We start from the raw sequence: 19,512 nt of genomic DNA on the forward strand, positions 1-19,512 counted from the left end.
CCGCCCCCGGGGGGGGTCACGGCGATGGCGGGCCGGCCAGGCTCCGCGCCCGCGAGCTGGTAGACACCCGCGACCCGCACAGACCGCCGGCCGCGCCTGTGGCGCGCCCGGCATGATCCTGAGGGCTGGCGGTTCGCGAGCACGATTTCACTCTGGTTGCGGTCTGCGCCCGGCCTAGCATGGGGGCGAGAACAGTGTCGACCCGCAACATTGTTACGTCCCTGGAACAATTGCCGCAGCGGCCGCGAAGACGCCGGTGCTTCTCATTGGCGCGTGATCAAGCTCAGTCGAGCATCGGCTGCCGCACCGCGTGCTGCGTCCGCTATGTCGCCAGCATCGCCGGCTTCGAGCGTGACGACGGCGCGACAGCCCGCTTCCATGGCCCGTTCCAGCCATTTGATGGCTTCATCGATCCACTGGTCGTGGTGCTCGGGATCGGCGATTGCCTTTTCCCGGAATGCATCTGCCTGATGAAGGCACGCGGTTCTGCGATCCACGCGGCTCTCCCGATCCGGAGGTTCCGCCCCGATCGCATCCTTGATGATCGGAGAGCCGGCGTCGTTAACATAGGACAGGAACCGCCGCCCAAAAAGAAAGCCCCAGCCGGGACTGACCGGCTGGGGCTTTCGTGCTCACAAACTTCATCCTTTGGGACTTGGACAGATAATCCGCATCGCGCCGGTTCGTTCCCGCAGGCTCGGTCCAGTTTGGAACGTTCTTTCTTTGTTGTGATTAGCGACGAGGAGAAATCGAGGAGGACGGACCATGGACGGATTGATTTATCTCATCGGCTTGATCGTGGTGGTCATGGCGATCCTGTCGTTCTTCGGCCTGCGCTGAGAGAGCGGCGATGACGATGGAAACTCTCATACGGGAAGAGATCATGGAAGGCGGCGGCGTCGCTGCCGACGACCGGCGCACCACCCAGTGGAGCTCGGTCATCGCAGGCGCTTTGGCTGCCGGCGCAATGTCGTTCATCCTGGTCGGCTTTGGAGTCGCCGTCGGCCTGGGCGTCAGTTCAGCCTCGCCGACATGGCGCGATGCATCGGCGGCGCTGGCTTTGCTGTCGGGGCTGTATCTGATCATCCAGGCGATTATCAGCTTCGGCTTCGGCGGCTATGTCGCCGGCCGGACAACGCGACCAGCCCCGGCGATCACAACGATGGAAGACGACGGCGAACGGCGGGACGGGCTGCATGGCCTGATGTCCTGGGCGCTTGCCGTGCTGCTTGGTGCCGCTCTGCTTGCGATACTCGGCGCAGCTGCGATTGATCGTTCGCCGATGCGCAGTTCGGCGAGCAATACCTCCGTCGCCGAGCCTCTGTTGAGCTACGAGCTGGACAAGCTGTTTCGCGCGCCGCGGCGGCCCCCTAACACGGACCTGAGGGAAGCCCGAGCCGAAGCAGGACGCATCTTGATGACGTCATCGAGCCACAGCGGCGTCAGCACCGATGACCGGGCCTACCTCATGCAGCAGGTGGCCGCGCTGACGGGACTCGCGGCACCCGACTCGGAACGACGGGTCGACGCGGCGATTGCGGATTCGAGGACGGCCATCAATCGGGCGCGGCGTAATTCCATCATCGTCGCCTTCTCCGTTGCCGCAGCAACCCTGATCGGCGCTGCCGTGGCCTGGGCTGCGGCGGTGGCCGGCGGGCGGCACCGCGACGGAGAGCCGCTGCCGAACTGGATGGCAAGCTCGAACCGCTTCCATCGCAATCCGCGCGCGATGCCGGTGCCGTAAGAATGCAGCGATGGCCGGGAGCGATCCCGGCCACATCGCTGTGGCGAGCTAGGCCTTCTCCTCCCAGATCATGGCGAGGTGGACGATCGTTTGCACCGCCTTCTCCATGTCCTGCCGGCTGACCCATTCGAGCCGGGAGTGAAACGCGTGCTCGCCGGCGAAGATGTTGGGGCAGGGCAGCCCCATGAAGGAGAGGCGGGAGCCATCGGTGCCGCCGCGGATCGCGGTGCGCATCGGGCGCAGGCCGGCGCGGCGGATCGCTTCAATGGCGTATTCGAGAATGTGCGGGTGGCGATCGATCACCTGCTTCATGTTGCGGTACTGCTCCCGCACCTCGAATGTGTAGGTCGAGCGCGGATATTCCTTCATCACGTCCTTGACGATGTTCTCGAGCAGGATCTCCTTCTCCTTCAGCCCTTCCTCGGTGAAGTCGCGCACGATGAAGGAGAGCGTCGCCTGCTCCAGCGCCCCCTCGATCCCGATCGGATGCAGAAAGCCCTGCTTGCCTGATGTCGTCTCGGGCGAGCAGCCTTCCCGGGGCAGGCGCTCGACGATTGCGGCGGCGATCTTGATCGCGTGCTCCATCTTGCCCTTGGCATAGCCGGGATGGGCACTGACGCCGTTGATGGTGATGGTGGCGCCGTCCGCCGAGAAGGTCTCGTCCTCGACGCAGCCCGCGCTCTCGCCGTCCATGGTGTAGCCGAAATCGGCGCCGAGCTTCTTGATGTCGACATTGTCGACGCCGCGGCCGATCTCCTCGTCGGGCGTGAACAGGATCTTGATGGTGCCGTGCTTCACGTCCGGATTGTTGATGAAGAAATGTGCGGCATCCATGATCTCGGCGACGCCGGCCTTGTTGTCGGCGCCGAGCAGCGTGGTGCCGTCGGTGGTGATGATGTCGTTGCCGATCTGGTTCTTCAGCGCCGGATGCTCGGCGAAGCGGATCACCTGACTGGTGTCGCCTGGGAGGGTGATATCGCCGCCGCGATAGTTCTTCACGATCTGCGGCTTGACGTCCTTGCCGGTGACGTCGGGCGAGGTGTCCACGTGCGAGCAGAAGCAGATCACCGGCACCTTCTTGGCCGTGTTCGCCGGGATCGTTGCATAGACGTAGCCGTAATCGTCGAGATGAGCGTCCTCGACCCCCATTTCCCTGAGCTCGGCGGCGAGCACACGGCCGAGATCTTTCTGCTTCTCGGTCGACGGCGAGGCCGGAGATTCCGGGTCGGACTGGGTGTCGATGGTGACGTAGCGCAGGAAGCGCTCGGTCACGGTATGCGAAAAGGTGAGGGAGGACATTTCTGGTCAAACCGCCGAGTGAGGGGAGACAGGCGGTATACCAGAAAACCGAGCCGCGTTGCGGCCGGAGGACGCGGATCAGGCTTAACGAAACGTGAGGGGTCAGATCGCCTCTTTCAGCTCCTTGACCGGGCGGAAGGCGACCTTCTTGCTGGCCTTGATGTGGATAGGCTCGCCGGTGGCGGGATTGCGGCCGGTGCGGGCGGCGCGCTTGCGGACCTGGAGGATTCCAAGTCCGACGATCCGGACACGGTCGCCCTTCTTCAGGTGCTTGGTGATGAGCTCGACCATGTCGGTCAGAACGGCCTCAGCGCGCTTCTTCGAGAGATCCTGGCTCTCCGCGATGTCGGAGGCGAGGTGCTTGAGCGTGATGGTGGCGGGAGCGGCAGCCTTCTTCGCCGAATCCTTCTTGGCCGAGTCTTTCCTAGCCATGTCTGGCCTCCTCGATTCCTGCCGGTGGTCGGGATGAGGGCCCCCAAACCCCGCAAGTTCCCGGAGGGGTAGACGATTCGGGGCTGGACTGACTACGTCAGCCCGCGCGGCCGAGGGTCACGTTCGTGCGCGCCCTCGGCGGAAATCCGGTCATTCCGGCAGTGGATGCAACATCCTTGACTTCAACAGGTCCGGCCTTTAAGTCCCCCTCGTTCCGCAGACATTTGCGTGTCACGCGGGAGTAGCTCAGTTGGTTAGAGCGCCGGCCTGTCACGCCGGAGGTCGCGGGTTCGAGCCCCGTCTCTCGCGCCATTTTTGGCAATCCTTTCATACCCTTACCTTCAAATCCTGATCTCGCTTCGATCCCGGGTCATGCGCGAGCGGGCTTCTGCGTGCTTTTTGGTCTTCGACCTGCGCAAAATTCCTCGTCCGCGCGACGGCCGCCAGGCGATCGAGTTGATTGCGCCGTTGATCACATGGTACCGCTCAATCCGGGATTGTTCGGATCGATTTGATGCAGGCAGCCGATTTCAGCGCGACGTTGCAGAATTTGTTCGCGAAGGGCGTGCGCTACGGGACCGTCATCGATCTGGGCTGCGCCGATGGGCACTTCGTGCTCAACCATCAGCCGTGCCTCGGCGGTGCGGTGCCGCTGAATGTCGACGCCAATCGGATCTATGAGGACTCCCTCAAGGCGATCAAGGAGGTGCTTGGCGGGCACTATCGCATTTGCGCCATCACCGACCATGAGGGCGAGATCGAGATCACGGAGTCCGTGCATCCCTACTGGTCATCGCTGCGCCCCGCGGGCGACGTCTACTGGTCGCGGGTCAACGACCTCTCCACCAGCAAGGTAAAAGTGCCGGCGACGACGCTGGATGCGCTGGTCGAGCAGCTGTCGCTCAAGCCGCCGTTCCTGCTCAAGCTCGATGTGCAGGGCGCGGAACAGGCCGCACTGAAGGGCGCGCGCGGCGTGCTCGAGAATTGCAGCGTGGTCGTCTGCGAGACCGACGTTGACGACTTCCAGGACATCAACACGATGCTGCTGGACGCAGGTTTCTTCCTCTACGATTTGACGACGCTGCAGCGCCTGCGCGACGGAACGCTCGGCTGGTTCTATCCGGTCTATGTCGGCGGCAAGCTCGCCCATCTGAAGCCGCAGGCGTTCTGGGACGCCGGCGACAATGCTGCTGTGATCGGCGTGCAGGAGACGCGCCGCAAGATGATCCTGGAGCAGAACAGGAAGGCCCTCAACCGGCTGCGTTATGGGCGGAGCGGTGTGGGCCGCAATGATCCCTGTCCGTGCGGTTCAGGCGAGAAATTCAAGCACTGCTGCGGCAGCTATTGACCCGCTTCATGTTGGCGTCCTCGCCCGTCGCCTGAATCAAAAAGGCCGCCCGAAGGCGGCCGTTTGGTATCAAACCGGACCTTTTTCGTCCTCAGCGGATCTCTGACGTCCCCGCGCTGGTCACCACGACCGGCTTGCCGGCCTTGATCACGTGGGCGGATTGGGCGGTCTGGCTGTAATCGGCATTGGTGCGGGCTGCGATCCCGAAGCCGGCCACCGTGATGCCGGCCACCAGCGCCACCACCACGATCTTCAGGTGGGTCGCACGATCAGCAGAGTGAATGGAGTGGTTCATCTGAGCCTCCCGACGGGCTTTGCCGCCGTCTATGGCTCTTCTTGTAAGGACCATCTGTTTCCGGATGGTTTCGCGGGTTCCGCAAAATGGTTTCATCTCCCCGCCGGCCGGTTTCGCCGGCTGGGGCGTCCCGGATCGGGCCTCAGGCGGCCGCCCGGCCGATATCGTCCCGGATTGAGCGCGCCGCCCAGACGAACAGGAGCGCCCCCAGCGTGGTCGTGGCCGCCGCCGAGAGCAAGGAATAGCGCACGGCATCGGCGCCGTAAGCGCCCTTCAGGGCATCATTGACCACGCCTACCGCGAGCGGCCCGACGCCTTGGCCGAAGCAGGTCGCGGTGAGCGCGATCAGGGCGGAGGCCAGCGCCCGCATGCTCGGCTTTGCCACCGTCTGCGCGATCGCGAAGATCGGTCCGAGATGGAAGCCGACCAGGAACGAGGTCAGCGCCAGCGTGGCCACCATCATCGCAAAGTCCTGCGTCAGCATGCACAGCGCGAACACCGGGCCGGCAAGGCCCGAGGTGACGGCGGGCGCCCACAGCTTCCAGCGATCGTCGCGGCGGCTGACTTGCGCCACCACGAAGCCGCCGAGCAGCGTGCCCGCCATGCCGGCGAGCCCCTTGAAAGTGCCGGCATAGGTGCCGATCTCGGCGCTCGACAGATGGTGCACGCGCGCCAGGAACGGCGGGATCCAGGCCGCGGTCGCGTAGTTGGTGTAAGTGGTGAGACAGAAGCCGATCAACACGATGATGAAGCTCTGTTGCGAGGCCAGGAAGCGCAGCGTCGGGCCGAGCGGCTCAGGCACGAACTTTTCCTGCATGGCGCCGCGCTTCGGTTCGGAGATCGTCAACCACACGACGATAGCGAGCAGGATGCCGGGCAGGCCCGCGACGTAGAACGCCATCCGCCAGCCATAGTGCTGGTTGACGTAGCCGCCGACGAAATAGCCGAGGAAGACGCCGAGATAGGTGCCGACGGCGTAGATCCCGAGCGCGCGCGGACGCTCGTTCTTGGCGAAGAGGTCGGCGACGATCGATTGCGAGGCGGGCGACCCTGCGGATTCGCCGATGCCGACGCCGATCCTCGCCAGCGCCAGCGAAGTGACGCTCGAAGCGGCGCCGCATAACGCCGTCATCGCGCTCCAGAAGGCGAAGGCGGCAGCGACGATATTGCGCCGGTTGAGCCGGTCGGCGACGCGCGCGATGGGAATGCCGAGCAGGGAGTAGAACAGCGCGAAGCCGAAGCCCGCGAGCAAGCCCATCATGGTGTCGCTGAGCTGGAACTCCTTCTTGATCGGCTCGATCAGGACGTTGAAGATCGTGCGGTCGAGGAAGTTCAGCGCGTAGATGATCGTGAGCAGGCCGAGCACGTAATAGCGCCGTGCCGAGGGTTTTGTCGCGGCGGCCGTTTGCACCGACATTTGTGACGTCACATCGACCATCGCTTCCCCCAAATTAGTCTTTGTTATCGTTGTCGGTCCAGCTTTGATTGGCGTTGGCCGCTTCACGCGTCGCGGATGTAGTTCCCCGCTTCGAATTCGACCGGAGGCGCGCTCAAATCGAACGAGAGTCCGATCGGATCGCGGCCTGCTTCCATCGCCTCGAGCTGCTCGGTCAGCATGCGCCGGATCATGAGGATGCCGCGGTCGCTCTGGCCGAAATGCTCCTCGGAATGGATCGTCTGCGGTCCCTGGCCGACTTGGGCTTCATAGTCGCCCGGAAATTGCTGGTGCTCTTCCTCGGTCATGTCCCACCAGAACTTGCCGTTGAATTTCGAGCGCATGCGGCCGATGTCGCCGGGGTTCTTGACGCGGCCGGCGACGTAGATGCGGAACGAGGTGTCGTCGATCGGCAACGTCCAGCCGATCGACTCGACGCGGGCGAACTGCGCCACGCGCGGGTTCGGCACGACGCGCAAGGTGGGGAGCGCCGCCTCGGTGACGCGGTAAAACACACGGCCGTCATCCTGCTTGCGGATCGAGCGCACGGCGATGCCACGCGGGGTCTTGTCGAACGTCACCTCCGGCATCGATGCCATCATGTTGGTGAATTGCGGACCCGAGAACGAGCCGTGCAGCACCGGCACGTGGTAGGGATCGACCACGTTCTCGAAATGCTGGAGCCAGTTGCAGGGGATCATCGCGGGACCACCGCCGCCGATCGAGGAATCGTCGGCCTCGACGAACTCGCCGTCGTCCATGGTCTCCAGGCATTGATAGGCCGGCAGCACCGGGCGTTTTTCGGCCGGGCCCATATAGGCGAAGATCAGCCCGTAGCGTTCCTCGACCGGATACCAGGGCTGCCGCACCTTGTCCTTGAACTGGCCGCCCTCGGGCTCGCAGGGCTGCTCCAGACAGTGACCTTCGGCGTCGAACTTCCAACCGTGATAGCAGCAGCGGATGCCGTCCTCCTCGACCTTGCCGTAATAGAGCGTGGTGCCGCGGTGGCAGCAGCGGGCGTGCAGCAGGCCGGCGCGGCCGTGCTTGTCGCGGAACAGCACCAGGTCCTCGCCGAGCGCGCGAACCTTCTTCGGGGTGTCGGTGGCGTCGCTGATGAGCCCGACCGGGTGCCAGTAACGTCGCAGCAGTTCGCCCATCGGCGTGCCACGCACGACCGAGGTAAGCTCGGTGCGGGTGTGCGCGGGCTTCATCGCATAGGCCGTGCCGAGATCGCGATCCCGCTGGGTGATGGTCATGCAGATCCTCCCGCTGTCGGCCTTGCTGGCTCGGCTTGTGACGCCTGAACACCAGTGAAGGGCCGATTGATGACAATGTCAACGAATTTCCAAATGCCTCTTAGTCGCATTCGGATCGGGCTGGGGAGGTTGCGCTACCAAGACTTGGCACGCCGCGGCTTTCTTGGCAGAGGTGGATCATGAGCCAGACATCAAGCAGGGCCGGGCGCACATCGTCCGATGCGGACGAAAGTCGGTCGCCGGCGCCGATCACCGTCATGCTGTCGTCTCGGCTGATGGTGCTGGCCAATCTGCTCAAGCGTGGCGCCATCCTGCGCTACAAGCGTCTTGCCGGATTGTCCTCGGTCGAGTTTGGCCTGGTCGCCTCGCTCGGCCGGCGGCCGCCGATGAGCGTGGCGCGGCTTGCGGAAGCCGTCGGCCAGGACAAGGGGCAAATCAGCCGCGCGCTTGCGGAACTCGTATCGCGCAAGCTGATCGCGAAATCAGCGAACCCGAAAGACAGCCGCGAGGTGCTGGTCTCGCTGACCGCGACGGGCCTTGCGGCGCATGATGCGATCGTCGCCGGTGCGCAGGAGCGCAATCGGCGTTTGCGCGAACATCTGAGCGAAGCCGAGTTCGAGACGCTGCTGCAGCAGGTCGATCAATTGACGAAGATCGCCGCCGAGTTGCTCGAGAGCGAGAAGATTTCGCGCTGACGTTTCGGCAACCCGGGACATGGTGGATCGCTTCCAAGACTCTTTCTAAGACTCTTTCTAGGACTCTTTCTAAGAGGCTTTCAATTAGGGAATTCGCGCGCGCTCCCCTAAGCGTCACCGCAAGCGCATGCCGTCATGGGACTAACGGCATGCGCAAATCAAAACACGCAGTTTTGGGGTTGCGCGTTGAACAGTCTTGGAATGTTGCGGTCGGCCGTACTGGCGACCGCATCCGCTTGGGTTTTGCTGCCGCAGGCATCGCTTGCACAATCGCCTGCGCAGAGTGGCGCGCAGAACATTCCGTCGGTGACCGTCACCGCGCCGGAAGCGCGCCGCCGCGCCACCTCCGCCCAGCGCCGCCCGCCGCGATCATCCCAGCAGACAGCCAACCGAAGCAGGCCGCAGCCGCCGCGCAATATCGGTTTCGTCGAAACCCCGCTCGGCCCGGTGCACGGCTACGTCGCTGGCCGCAGCTCGTCCGGCACCAAGACCAACACACCGATCATGGAGACGCCGCAGGCGGTGTCGGTGATTGGCGCGGAGCAGATCCGCGACCAGAAGCCGAACAAGCTCGACGAGGTCCTGCGCTATACTGCCGGTGTCCGCGCCGGGACCTTCGGCGCGGACACGCGCAACGACTGGTGGCTGATCCGCGGCTTCAAGTCCGACGATGTCGGACTGTTCCTCGACGGCATGCAGCTGTTCTCCACGTCCTATGCGAGCTGGAAGCTTCAGACGCCCAACATGGAGCGCGTCGAGGTGCTGCGCGGTCCGTCGGCCGTGCTCTATGGCGGATCGAGCCCGAGCGGCATCGTCAACGTCATCAGCAAGATGCCGCCGGCGGAGCCCGTCCGTTTCATCGAGACCGGCGTCAACAATTTCGGCAACGCCTTTGTCGGCTTTGATGTCGGCGGTCCGGTCGCGACGAGCCCTGAGAACGGGAAGCTGTTCTACCGCGTCGTCGGCCAGGTCCAGAACGGCCCTACGCAGGTCAATTTCACGCCTGATGACAACTACTTCATCGCGCCGTCGGTGACCTGGAGGCCAGACGCCGACACGACGTTCACGGTACTGGCTTCAGCGTCCCGGCAGGAAACCCGTGGCATCAACTTCCTGCCCTATGAGGGCACGGTGACCAACGCACCGTTCGGCAAGATTCCGACCAGCTTTTTCGCCGGCGATCCCAGCGTCGACAAGTTCACGCGCGAGCAGGAGATGCTGGGCTATCAGTTCGAGCGCAATCTCACCGACGATTTGACGTTCCGGCAGAATGCGCGGTTTGCCCATGTCGACGTGAGCTATCGCGGCTATGTCGGCAATAATTGGGCTGACATCAACACAGCTAATCTCGGTCGCTATAATTGGTATGCGAAGAACACCGCCAACCAGGCCAATCTCGACAACCAGCTGGAGTACCGCTTCAACACCGGCGCGGTGCGGCACACGATGCTGTTCGGGGTCGATTTGAAGGGGTATCAGATCGACGACTATCAGGCTTTCAACTTCGGCACTGTCCCTTCAATCAACGTCTTCAATCCCGGCTACGGGTCTGACATCCCATTGACGGGCGCACCGTTCCGCAACTTCCAGATCACGCAGAAGCAGGCCGGCACCTATCTTCAGGACCAGATGAAGCTCGGCAATTTCACGCTGGTGCTGAGCGGCCGCAATGATTGGGTCGAGACGACGCAGGCTGCCCGCGATACCGGCGCCACGCTCGCCAGCCGCGACGACAGCCGATTCAGCGGACGCGCCGGGCTGATCTACAATTTCGACAATGGCATCGCGCCCTATGTGTCCTACGCCACGAGCTACAATCCGATCATCGGCCTCAACGCGCAAAACCAGCTGTTCCTGCCGGAGACCGGCCAGCAGGCCGAAATCGGCGTGAAGGTCGCGCCGAGGGAATTTAACGGCTATTTCACCGCCTCGGTGTTCGACCTGAAGCGCCAGAACGTGGCAACCACTGATCCTGTCGTCCCGACCTTGCAGAACCAGACCGGCGAGGTGACCTCGCGCGGCATCGAGCTCGAAGCGGTGGCGAACGCCACGCGTGAGCTGAAGCTGATCGGCTCGTTCACGGCCTACCATTTGTTCAACAGCAGGGATCTGGACCCATCTTTGGTCGGCAAGACCCCGACCAACACGCCTGAGCTCCTGGTGTCGGGCTGGGCGGACTACACCTTCAAGGACGGGCCGCTCGCGGGGTTCGGCTTCGGCGGCGGTGTCCGCTATGTCGGTTCGTCGTGGGCGGATACCGCCAATACCCTCGAGGTTCCCGCAGTCGTGCTCGGCGATCTCGCGCTCCACTATGAGTGGCAGAACTGGCGCACCGCGCTGAACGTGGTCAATTTGACCGACAAGATCTACGTCGCGAGCTGCGCGGCGGCGTCCTCTTGCTTCTACGGCGACCGCCGGCGCGTGACCGCCAGCGTCTCCTACAAGTGGTGAGGCAGATGACGAGAACGGGCGAGGGAAGGCCGTCGTGAGAGCCTGACCGGCCCGTCACCGGCTTTCGCCACGAGATCGATGAGCTCGCGGGCCATGCCCCCCGGCCCGAAGCTCATGCGAGCGCGGCGCGCGACGAGCTAGCCAACGTTGCCGCCGCGCTCGCCGCTGATTTTCCTGGGCGGCAGAAGCGGGCGCCGCCCGCCCGACGCATTCGCCAGACGGGCCCGGGTCCGATCGTGATGCATGGCTCCCGGATCGCTCGCCCGAGAATGGGTGCGCCTGTCCTCGTTGTAATCTGGACTTTGCTGCGTCGCGGCCTAGATAAAGTGAGCCTTCCCAACAACGGACGTCACGACCCAGCGCGTGTGGACTGATCGGGGCGCCCTTGCTGGGGCCGTCGATCTGCTCCATACCAGCCGCGGGGTGATTCCGGGATTTCCACCGTTCTGAGGGCGACAAAGGGCCTAAAAAGAGCGTGTCTTGCGCCCATTGGTGCACTGCGCTAAGGCTCAGAACAATTCCAAACTGGACGAATCCGTGGCTGTCCCGAGGCTGCGGGAAAAAGGGCTCGTCAATGAGCGGCATTCTGCAGAACTATCTTCCACTCGTCGTCTTCATAGGGGTAGCGGGCCTCATTGGCCTGGTGCTGCTGATCGCGCCGTTCATCGTGGCGTTCCAACAGCCTGACCCGGAAAAGCTGTCGGCGTATGAGTGCGGTTTCAACGCCTTCGACGACGCCCGCATGAAGTTCGACGTCCGCTTCTATCTCGTCGCCATCCTCTTCATCATCTTCGACCTCGAGGTGGCGTTCCTGTTTCCCTGGGCGGTGGCGTTCGGCAAGCTCGGCGCGACCGGCTTCTGGTCCATGGTGGTGTTCCTTGGCGTGCTGACGGTCGGGTTCGCCTATGAATGGAAGAAAGGCGCACTGGAATGGGATTGAACCCTGTGTCGTCCGCCGGTCCGGTGCTCGCGCCGGCCCCCAAGGGCATCCTGGACCCGTCGACCGGCAAGCCGGTCGGGGCCAATGATCCGTTCTTCCTCGAGGTCAATTCGGAACTGTCCGACAAGGGCTTCTTCGTGGCCGCGACCGACGACCTCATTACCTGGGCGCGTACCGGCTCGCTGATGTGGATGACCTTCGGTCTCGCCTGCTGCGCGGTCGAGATGATGCAGGTCTCGATGCCGCGCTACGACGTCGAGCGCTTCGGCTTCGCGCCGCGCGCTTCGCCGCGTCAGTCGGACGTGATGATCGTCGCGGGGACCCTGACCAACAAGATGGCGCCTGCGCTGCGCAAGGTCTACGACCAGATGCCCGAGCCGCGTTACGTCATCTCGATGGGCTCCTGCGCCAATGGCGGCGGCTATTATCACTATTCCTACTCGGTCGTGCGCGGTTGCGACCGCATCGTGCCGATCGACATCTACGTGCCGGGCTGCCCGCCCACGGCGGAAGCGCTGCTCTACGGCGTGCTGCTGCTGCAGAAGAAGATCCGCCGCACCGGCACCATCGAACGCTAAGGTTTTACGTCATGGACGACGCCAAGCTCGACGCCCTGGGGCAGACGATCGTTAGCGCGCTTCCGGGCGCCGCCATCGGTCATTCGGTGGCCTTCAACCAGCTCACGGTGGATGTCGAGGCCAGCAAGATCGTCGAGGTGGTCAAGTACCTCCGCGACGACCCGAACTGCCGCTTCATCAATTTCACCGACATCACAGCGGCGGACTATCCCTCGCGCGAGAAGCGCTTCGACGTGATCTATCACTTGCTGTCACCGACCCTGAACGCGCGGGTCCGGCTCAAGGCCCAGGCCGACGAGACCACGCAGGTGCCGTCGCTGATCGAGGTGTTTCCCGGCGCCGACTGGTTCGAGCGCGAGGCCTACGACCTCTACGGCGTGATCTTCGTCGGTCATCCCGACATGCGCCGCCTCCTGACAGATTACGGCTTCGAGGGTCATCCGCTGCGCAAGGATTTCCCGACCACCGGCTTCCTCGAGGTCCGCTATGACGACCAGGAGAAGCGGGTCGTGTACGAGCCGGTCAGGCTCAACCAGGAATTCCGCAAGTTCGACTTTTTGTCCCCGTGGGAGGGCGCCGACTATCCGGTGCTTCCGGGCGATGAAAAAGCGGGGCCGAAGGTCTGAACATGAACGAGCAACCGCAAGAACTCCGCAATTTCACCATCAACTTCGGTCCGCAGCATCCGGCCGCGCACGGCGTGCTGCGCCTGGTGCTGGAGCTTGACGGCGAAGTCGTTGCCCGCGTCGACCCGCATATCGGCCTGCTTCACCGCGGCACCGAAAAGCTGATCGAGCAGAAGACCTATCTGCAGGCGATCCCTTATTTCGACCGCCTCGACTACGTCGCGCCGATGAACCAGGAGCACGCCTTCTGCATGGCTGCAGAGAAGCTGCTCGGCATCGAGGTGCCGCGCCGCGCGCAGCTGATCCGCGTGCTCTATTGCGAGATCGGCCGCATCCTGTCGCATTTGCTCAACGTCACCACGCAGGCGATGGACGTCGGCGCGCTGACCCCGCCGCTGTGGGGTTTTGAAGAGCGCGAAAAGCTGATGGTGTTCTACGAGCGCGCCTCCGGCAGCCGCATGCACGCAGCCTACTTCCGCGTCGGCGGCGTGCATCAGGACCTGCCGCAGAAGCTGGTCGACGACATCGACGCCTGGTGCGATCCGTTCCTCAAAGTGGTCGAGGATCTCGACCGGCTGCTGACCGCCAACCGCATCTTCAAGCAGCGTAACGTCGACATCGGCGTGGTGTCGCTGAAGGAAGCCTGGGAGTGGGGCTTCTCCGGCGTGATGGTGCGCGGTTCGGGCGCGGCGTGGGATCTGCGCAAGTCGCAGCCCTATGAATGCTACGCCGAGATGGATTTCGACATCCCGATCGGCAAGAACGGCGACTGCTACGACCGCTATCTGATCCGCATGGAAGAGATGCGCCAGTCCGTGCGCATCATGAAGCAGTGTATCCAGAAGCTGAATGCGCCGGACGGCAAGGGCCCCGTCGTCGTCGAAGACAACAAGGTCGCGCCGCCGCGCCGTGGCGAGATGAAGCGCTCGATGGAAGCGCTGATCCATCACTTCAAGCTCTACACCGAAGGCGTCCACGTGCCCGCGGGCGAAGTCTACGCCGCGGTCGAGGCGCCCAAGGGCGAGTTCGGCGTCTTTCTGATCTCGGACGGCACCAACAAGCCGTACAAGTGCAAGATCCGCGCGCCGGGCTTTGCGCATCTGCAGGCCATGGACCACATCTGCCGCGGTCATCTGCTCGCCGACGTTTCCGCGATCCTCGGCTCGCTCGACATCGTGTTCGGAGAGGTCGATCGGTGATGGCGCAGGCGCCGATCCAGTTTGACCGCGCCTCGGGGGCCCTTGAAGGGGCTAACCTGTGGGAGCGGACGGCTGCCTTGGCGCTGGTGACGGGATCGAAGATCTCCTCGCATTTCTCGCATATGGGCTACATCGCCTGCGCCAATCTGCTGCGCAAGACGCTGCCCGAGCGCAACATCGCGATCAAGCTCAACCCCGACGCCGTGTTCGAATTTCCCTACGGCGACGGCTATTGGAGCAAGCTGCTCAACCGCTCCTACAATTACGAGGACGAGCTGGAGCTGTTGTTCGCCGACTCCATCGACGTCGACTATACGCTGCTCGATTGCGGCGCGAATTACGGCTATTGGTCGGTGCTGGTGTCGAGCAAGCCGTTCGGTTCGCACAAGGCGATCGCGATCGAGCCGTCGGGGCAGAACCATCCGAAGCTCGCCAATAACGCCCGCATCAACGGCAGCCGCTTCGAGACCATGAAATGCGCGATCGGCGCGGCCCGTGGCACCGCGCGTCTGTCAGGCACCAAGCACGAGGCCTTCAGCATCGCCGGCGACGCGTCGGCAGGCGGCGAGGACGTGCCGGTCATCGCGCTCGACAATCTGATCGACGACGGCAAGATCGTCGCGAGCGGCAAGTACCTGATCAAGCTCGACGTCGAGGGCGTCGAGATCGAGGCGATCAAGGGCGGCGCCCGGCTGCTCCAGGCCGACAGCGTCGTCATGTGCGAGGAGCACGGCAGCGACCGCTCGCACGCGGTCTCGCGCTACATCCTCGAACACACCCCGCTGAAGCTGATCGTCTACGATCCCAGCACAAGGCGTATGGAGACGGTGACCGAGCTGTCGATCCTCGACCGCATCAAGGTCTCGACTCACGTCGGCTACAATGTTTTCGGCACCGCAAGCGCATTCTGGCAGGACAGGATCAATGCCCTGAATGCGAAAACCGCGCGCCGCGTGCAGTGAGAGATTGAAGAGATGTCCGTTCGCCGATTAGCACCGAAGGAAGTCCAGCCCGCGAGCTTTGCGTTCACGGAGGAGAACCTCGCGTTCGCCAAGCAGCAGATCGCGAAATATCCGGCCGGGCGCCAGGCTTCGGCCGTCATCGCCATCCTCTGGCGCGTTCAGGAACAGCACGACGGCTGGGTGTCCGAGGCCGCGATCCGCGCTGTCGCCGACATGCTCGACATGCCCTATATTCGCGTGCTCGAGGTCGCGACCTTCTACACGATGTTCCAGCTGGCCCCGGTCGGCAAGAAGGCCCACGTCCAGGTCTGCGGCACCACGCCGTGCCGCCTGCGCGGCGCCGAGGATCTGATCCACGTCTGCGAGCACCGCATCCATCACGAGCCTTTCCATCTCTCCAAGGACGGCAATTTCAGCTGGGAAGAGGTGGAGTGCCTCGGTGCCTGCGTGAATGCGCCGATGGTGCTGATCGGCAAGGACACCTATGAGGATCTGACCAAGGAAAGCTTCGGCAAGGTGCTCGACGGCTTTGCGTCTGGCAATCCGCCCAAGCCCGGTCCGCAGAACGGCCGCCAGTTCTCGGCGCCGACCGGTGGGCCGACCACGCTGAAGGAGATCACCTGATGCGTGATCTCTCGCCGCCAGTTGAAGGGAGCAGTGTTGTGAAGAAGTGGGGCTTCGTCGCAATGCATTCCGCCGTGGCGGCCACATTCATTTTCCTGCTTCAGCGCTTCGCCCTGAACGCGTCGCTGGAATCCAGTCTGCTCTGGGCGCTGACCTTCGCCGTCTGCGCCGCCGGGCTTGCCTACAAGCAAGCCAACCGTTGATCGGAAAGCACTGACATGCTCGAGGACAAGGACCGCATCTTCAAGAACCTCTACGGCCTCCACGATTGGGGGCTCGAGGGCGCGCGGCGCCGCGGCGCCTGGGATGGTACGAAGAACATCATCGACAAGGGCCGTGACTGGATCATCAACGAGATGAAGGCGTCGGGGCTGCGCGGACGCGGTGGCGCCGGCTTCCCGACCGGCCTGAAATGGTCGTTCATGCCGAAGGAATCGACCGACGGACGGCCGAGCTATCTGGTCGTCAACGCCGACGAATCCGAGCCCGGGACCTGCAAGGATCGCGAGATCATGCGGCACGATCCGCATCTGCTGATCGAGGGCTGCCTGATCGCGAGCTGCGCGATGAACGCGCATGCCTGCTACATCTATGTCCGCGGTGAGTTCATTCGCGAGCGCGAGCATCTCCAGGCAGCGATCGACCAGGCCTATGAGGCCAAGCTGGTCGGGAAGGACAATGTCAACGGCTGGCCGTTCGACATCTACGTCGCCCACGGCGCCGGCGCCTATATCTGCGGCGAGGAGACCGCGCTGCTCGAAAGCCTCGAAGGCAAGAAGGGCCAGCCGCGGCTGAAGCCGCCGTTCCCGGCGAATGTCGGCCTGTATGGCTGCCCGACCACCGTCAACAATGTCGAGTCGATCGCGGTCGCGCCGGACATTCTGCGCCGGGGCGCGGCGTGGTTCGCCGGCATCGGCCGTCCCAACAATGTCGGCACCAAGCTGTTCTGCATCTCCGGCCATGTCGAGCGGCCCTGCAACGTCGAAGAGGCCATGGGCATCCCGTTCCGTGAGCTGATCGAGAAGCATTGCGGCGGCATCCGGGGCGGCTGGGACAATCTCAAGGCCGTGATCCCCGGCGGCTCCTCGGTGCGCATGGTGCCGGCCGAGCAGATCATCGACACGCCGATGGATTTCGACAGCCTGAGCAAGCTGCGCTCCGGCCTCGGCACCGCGGCCGTGATCGTGATGGACAAGTCGACCGACTTGATCCGGGCGATTGCCCGCATCTCCTATTTCTACAAGCACGAGAGCTGCGGCCAGTGCACGCCGTGCCGCGAGGGCACCGGCTGGATGTGGCGCGTCTTGACCCGCATGGCCGACGGCCGCGCCCACAAGCGCGAGATCGACATGCTGCTGGAAGTCACCAAGCAGGTCGAAGGCCACACCATCTGCGCGCTGGGCGACGCCGCGGCGTGGCCGATCCAGGGCCTGATCGCGCATTTCCGTCATGAGATCGAAGCGCGCATCGACCAATATTCGCACAAGGCCGACATCGACGATGCCGGCGTCCGCGATCCCGTGAACATGGTCGCGGCGGAGTAGAGACAATGACCAAGCTCATCATCGACGGCAAAGAGATCGATGTCCCCGCCGAATACACGCTGCTCCAGGCGTGCGAGGCGGCCGGGGCCGAGATTCCGCGCTTCTGCTATCACGAGCGGCTGTCGATCGCCGGCAATTGCCGGATGTGCCTCGTCGAGGTGAAGGGCGGCCCGAAGCCGGTCGCGAGCTGCGCCTGGGGCGTGCGCGATTGCCGTCCGGGTCCCAAGGGCGAGCCGCCGGAAATCTCCACCCGTTCGCCGATGGTGAAAAAGGCGCGCGAAGGCGTGATGGAATTCCTTCTCATCAACCATCCGCTGGATTGCCCGATCTGCGATCAGGGCGGCGAGTGCGACCTCCAGGACCAGGCGATGGGCTACGGTGTCGACACCAGCCGCTTCGCCGAGAACAAGCGCGCGGTCGAGGACAAATATCTCGGCGCGCTGGTCAAGACCTCGATGAACCGCTGCATCCAGTGCACCCGCTGCGTCCGCTTCTCGGCGGAAGTGGCCGGCGCCCCCGAAATGGGCGCGACCGGCCGCGGCGAGGACATGGAGATCACGACCTATCTCGAGCACGCGCTGACGTCTGAGCTCCAGGGCAATCTCGTCGACATCTGCCCGGTCGGCGCGCTGACCTCGAAGCCCTACGCCTTCGCCGCGCGCCCGTGGGAGCTCGGCAAGACCCAGTCGATCGACGTGATGGACGGCCTGGGCTCTGCGATCCGCGTCGACACCCGCGGCCGCGAAGTGATGCGTATCCTGCCGCGCATCAACGAGGCCGTGAACGAGGAGTGGATCTCCGACAAGACCCGCCACGTCGTCGACGGCCTGCGCACCCAGCGCCTCGACCGGCCCTATATCCGCGAAGCCGGTAAGCTGCGCGCGGCAAGCTGGCCCGAGGCCTTTGCCGCGATCGCCTCCAAGGCGGCGCGCACCGACGGCAAGCGGATCGGCGCCATCGCGGGCGACCTCGCCGGCGTCGAAGAGATGTTCGCGCTGAAGGATCTGCTGGCCAAGTATGGCTCGGGCAATCTCGCGGTGCAGGGCGGCGACGCCTTCGAGCCCGCGCTCGGCCGCGGCTCCTACATCTTCAATCCGACGCTGGCCGGCGTGGAGCAGGCCGATGCGCTGCTCATCATCGGCGCCAATCCGCGGAAAGAGGCGGCCGTGTTCAACGCCCGCATCCGCAAGCGCTGGCGCGCCGGCGGCTTCAAGGTCGGCGTGATCGGCGCCAAGCCCGATCTGACCTACGATTATGACCATCTCGGCGCAGGCACCGAGACCCTCGGCGAGCTCGCGGCCGGCAAGCACTCCTTCATGGACGTGCTGAAGAACGCCAAGAATCCGATCATCATGGTCGGCGCTGGCGCTGCCTCGCGCCACGACGGCGCCGCCATTCTCGCAGCCGCCGCCAAGCTCGCGCTCGACGTCGGCGCGCTCAAGGACGGCTGGAACGGCTTCGGCGTGTTGCACGAGAGCGCCTCGCGCGTCGGCGCGCTCGACATCGGCTTTGTCGCCGGTCAGGGCGGGCTGAACGCGGCGCAGATGACGACGTTCGGGACGCTCGATCTGCTGTTTCTGCTCGGCGCGGACGAGATCAAGCCGTCGGACGGCACCTTCGTCGCCTATATCGGCACCCACGGCGACCGCGGCGCCCATCGCGCCGACGTGATCCTGCCGGCCGCCGCCTATACCGAGAAGTCGGCGATCTACGTCAACACCGAAGGTCGCGTGCAGATGACCGGACGGGCCGCATTCCCGCCGGGCGAGGCTCGCGAGGACTGGGCGATTGTCCGCGCGCTGTCGGAGGCGCTCGGCAAGAAGCTCGGCTATGACTCGTTGTCGGCCCTGCGCCAGGCGATCTTCAAGGCGGTGCCACATCTGATCCGTCTCGACCAGATCGAGGCCGGCTCGGCCGACCAGATCAAGAAACTCGCGGGGAAGGGCGGCACGACGGAGAAGGCTCCGTTCAAGCCGGTCGTCGAGGACTTCTATTTGACCAACCCAATCGCGCGTGCGTCCGCCGTGATGGCGGAGTGTTCGCGGCTTGCCTCCGGGCAGATGCTGACCGCAGCGGAGTGAGCT

General features: G+C 64.2%; 19 protein-coding genes and 1 tRNA gene. 14 read left to right on the forward strand and 6 right to left on the reverse strand.

Annotated elements, in window-relative coordinates; all coding sequences use genetic code 11:
• Positions 1-263 precede the first annotated feature (263 nt).
• Positions 264-497: a hypothetical protein gene (locus AC0L21_RS07720; protein ID WP_473259847.1), complete on the reverse strand. Its 234-nt coding sequence runs from the start codon at positions 495-497 to the stop codon at positions 264-266.
• Positions 498-850: 353 nt separating this feature from the next.
• Between AC0L21_RS07720 and AC0L21_RS07725 the strand changes: the two genes are divergently transcribed.
• Complete coding sequence (locus AC0L21_RS07725) at positions 851-1,744, forward strand: hypothetical protein (RefSeq protein ID WP_473259849.1); 894 nt, start codon at positions 851-853, stop codon at positions 1,742-1,744.
• Positions 1,745-1,792: 48 nt separating this feature from the next.
• On the opposite strand, the gene pepT is transcribed toward AC0L21_RS07725, so the two are convergent.
• The gene (gene pepT / locus AC0L21_RS07730; RefSeq protein ID WP_473259851.1) at positions 1,793-3,043 is read right to left on the reverse strand and encodes a peptidase T; all 1,251 of its coding nucleotides are present in this window, start codon (positions 3,041-3,043) and stop codon (positions 1,793-1,795) included.
• Between the two features lie 102 nt (positions 3,044-3,145).
• Entirely contained in the window at positions 3,146-3,475 is a 330-nt protein-coding gene (locus tag AC0L21_RS07735) for an HU family DNA-binding protein (protein ID WP_473259853.1), read from the reverse strand.
• A gap of 235 nt (positions 3,476-3,710) precedes the next feature.
• Here AC0L21_RS07735 and AC0L21_RS07740 point away from each other — a divergent pair.
• Together AC0L21_RS07740 and AC0L21_RS07745 are read left to right on the forward strand one after the other, a co-directional pair.
• Positions 3,711-3,787, forward strand: a tRNA-Asp gene (locus AC0L21_RS07740).
• Between the two features lie 202 nt (positions 3,788-3,989).
• The gene (locus tag AC0L21_RS07745; RefSeq protein ID WP_473259856.1) at positions 3,990-4,823 is read left to right on the forward strand and encodes an FkbM family methyltransferase; all 834 of its coding nucleotides are present in this window, start codon (positions 3,990-3,992) and stop codon (positions 4,821-4,823) included.
• 91 nt (positions 4,824-4,914) lie between these two features.
• Here the strand turns inward: AC0L21_RS07745 and AC0L21_RS07750 are convergent, their stop codons facing one another.
• The 3 genes from AC0L21_RS07750 to AC0L21_RS07760 form a co-directional block, all read right to left on the reverse strand.
• Positions 4,915-5,118, reverse strand: coding sequence for a hypothetical protein (locus tag AC0L21_RS07750; protein ID WP_026232877.1), 204 nt, complete (start codon positions 5,116-5,118; stop codon positions 4,915-4,917).
• A 142-nt stretch (positions 5,119-5,260) separates the two neighbouring features.
• Positions 5,261-6,556 (reverse strand): spinster family MFS transporter, encoded by a 1,296-nt coding sequence (locus AC0L21_RS07755; RefSeq protein ID WP_473259858.1) that lies wholly within the window; start codon positions 6,554-6,556, stop codon positions 5,261-5,263.
• Positions 6,557-6,618: 62 nt separating this feature from the next.
• Entirely contained in the window at positions 6,619-7,809 is a 1,191-nt protein-coding gene (locus tag AC0L21_RS07760) for a Rieske 2Fe-2S domain-containing protein (RefSeq protein WP_473259860.1), read from the reverse strand.
• A 179-nt stretch (positions 7,810-7,988) separates the two neighbouring features.
• On the opposite strand from AC0L21_RS07760, the gene AC0L21_RS07765 reads away from it, so the two are divergent.
• The 11 genes from AC0L21_RS07765 (at position 7,989) to nuoG (ending at position 19,509) form a co-directional block, all read left to right on the forward strand.
• Complete coding sequence (locus AC0L21_RS07765) at positions 7,989-8,504, forward strand: MarR family winged helix-turn-helix transcriptional regulator (RefSeq protein ID WP_473259862.1); 516 nt, start codon at positions 7,989-7,991, stop codon at positions 8,502-8,504.
• Between the two features lie 201 nt (positions 8,505-8,705).
• A complete protein-coding gene (locus tag AC0L21_RS07770; RefSeq protein WP_473259864.1) occupies positions 8,706-10,955 on the forward strand; it encodes a TonB-dependent siderophore receptor in 2,250 nt (749 codons plus the stop codon).
• A gap of 574 nt (positions 10,956-11,529) precedes the next feature.
• Entirely contained in the window at positions 11,530-11,895 is a 366-nt protein-coding gene (locus tag AC0L21_RS07775) for an NADH-quinone oxidoreductase subunit A (protein ID WP_007603535.1), read from the forward strand.
• Positions 11,886-12,473: a NuoB/complex I 20 kDa subunit family protein gene (locus AC0L21_RS07780; RefSeq protein ID WP_007603537.1), complete on the forward strand. Its 588-nt coding sequence runs from the start codon at positions 11,886-11,888 to the stop codon at positions 12,471-12,473. Before AC0L21_RS07775 ends, AC0L21_RS07780 begins: the two co-directional genes overlap by 10 nt.
• Before the next feature lie 11 nt (positions 12,474-12,484).
• A complete protein-coding gene (locus tag AC0L21_RS07785; protein ID WP_473259866.1) occupies positions 12,485-13,099 on the forward strand; it encodes an NADH-quinone oxidoreductase subunit C in 615 nt (204 codons plus the stop codon).
• A gap of 2 nt (positions 13,100-13,101) precedes the next feature.
• A complete protein-coding gene (locus tag AC0L21_RS07790; protein WP_354058961.1) occupies positions 13,102-14,298 on the forward strand; it encodes an NADH-quinone oxidoreductase subunit D in 1,197 nt (398 codons plus the stop codon).
• Positions 14,298-15,260: an FkbM family methyltransferase gene (locus tag AC0L21_RS07795; RefSeq protein ID WP_473259868.1), complete on the forward strand. Its 963-nt coding sequence runs from the start codon at positions 14,298-14,300 to the stop codon at positions 15,258-15,260. Before AC0L21_RS07790 ends, AC0L21_RS07795 begins: the two co-directional genes overlap by 1 nt.
• A 12-nt stretch (positions 15,261-15,272) precedes the next feature.
• Positions 15,273-15,884, forward strand: coding sequence for an NADH-quinone oxidoreductase subunit NuoE (nuoE, locus tag AC0L21_RS07800; RefSeq protein ID WP_007610983.1), 612 nt, complete (start codon positions 15,273-15,275; stop codon positions 15,882-15,884).
• The gene (locus tag AC0L21_RS07805; protein ID WP_026232874.1) at positions 15,884-16,087 is read left to right on the forward strand and encodes a hypothetical protein; all 204 of its coding nucleotides are present in this window, start codon (positions 15,884-15,886) and stop codon (positions 16,085-16,087) included. Before nuoE ends, AC0L21_RS07805 begins: the two co-directional genes overlap by 1 nt.
• Positions 16,088-16,102: 15 nt before the next feature.
• Complete coding sequence (gene nuoF / locus AC0L21_RS07810) at positions 16,103-17,428, forward strand: NADH-quinone oxidoreductase subunit NuoF (protein ID WP_027518249.1); 1,326 nt, start codon at positions 16,103-16,105, stop codon at positions 17,426-17,428.
• Between the two features lie 5 nt (positions 17,429-17,433).
• Positions 17,434-19,509, forward strand: a complete 2,076-nt coding sequence (gene nuoG, locus AC0L21_RS07815) for an NADH-quinone oxidoreductase subunit NuoG (RefSeq protein WP_473259875.1) — start codon at positions 17,434-17,436, stop codon at positions 19,507-19,509.
• Positions 19,510-19,512 lie beyond the last annotated feature (3 nt).

The sequence above is a fragment of the Bradyrhizobium sp. WSM4873 genome (assembly GCF_055811355.1).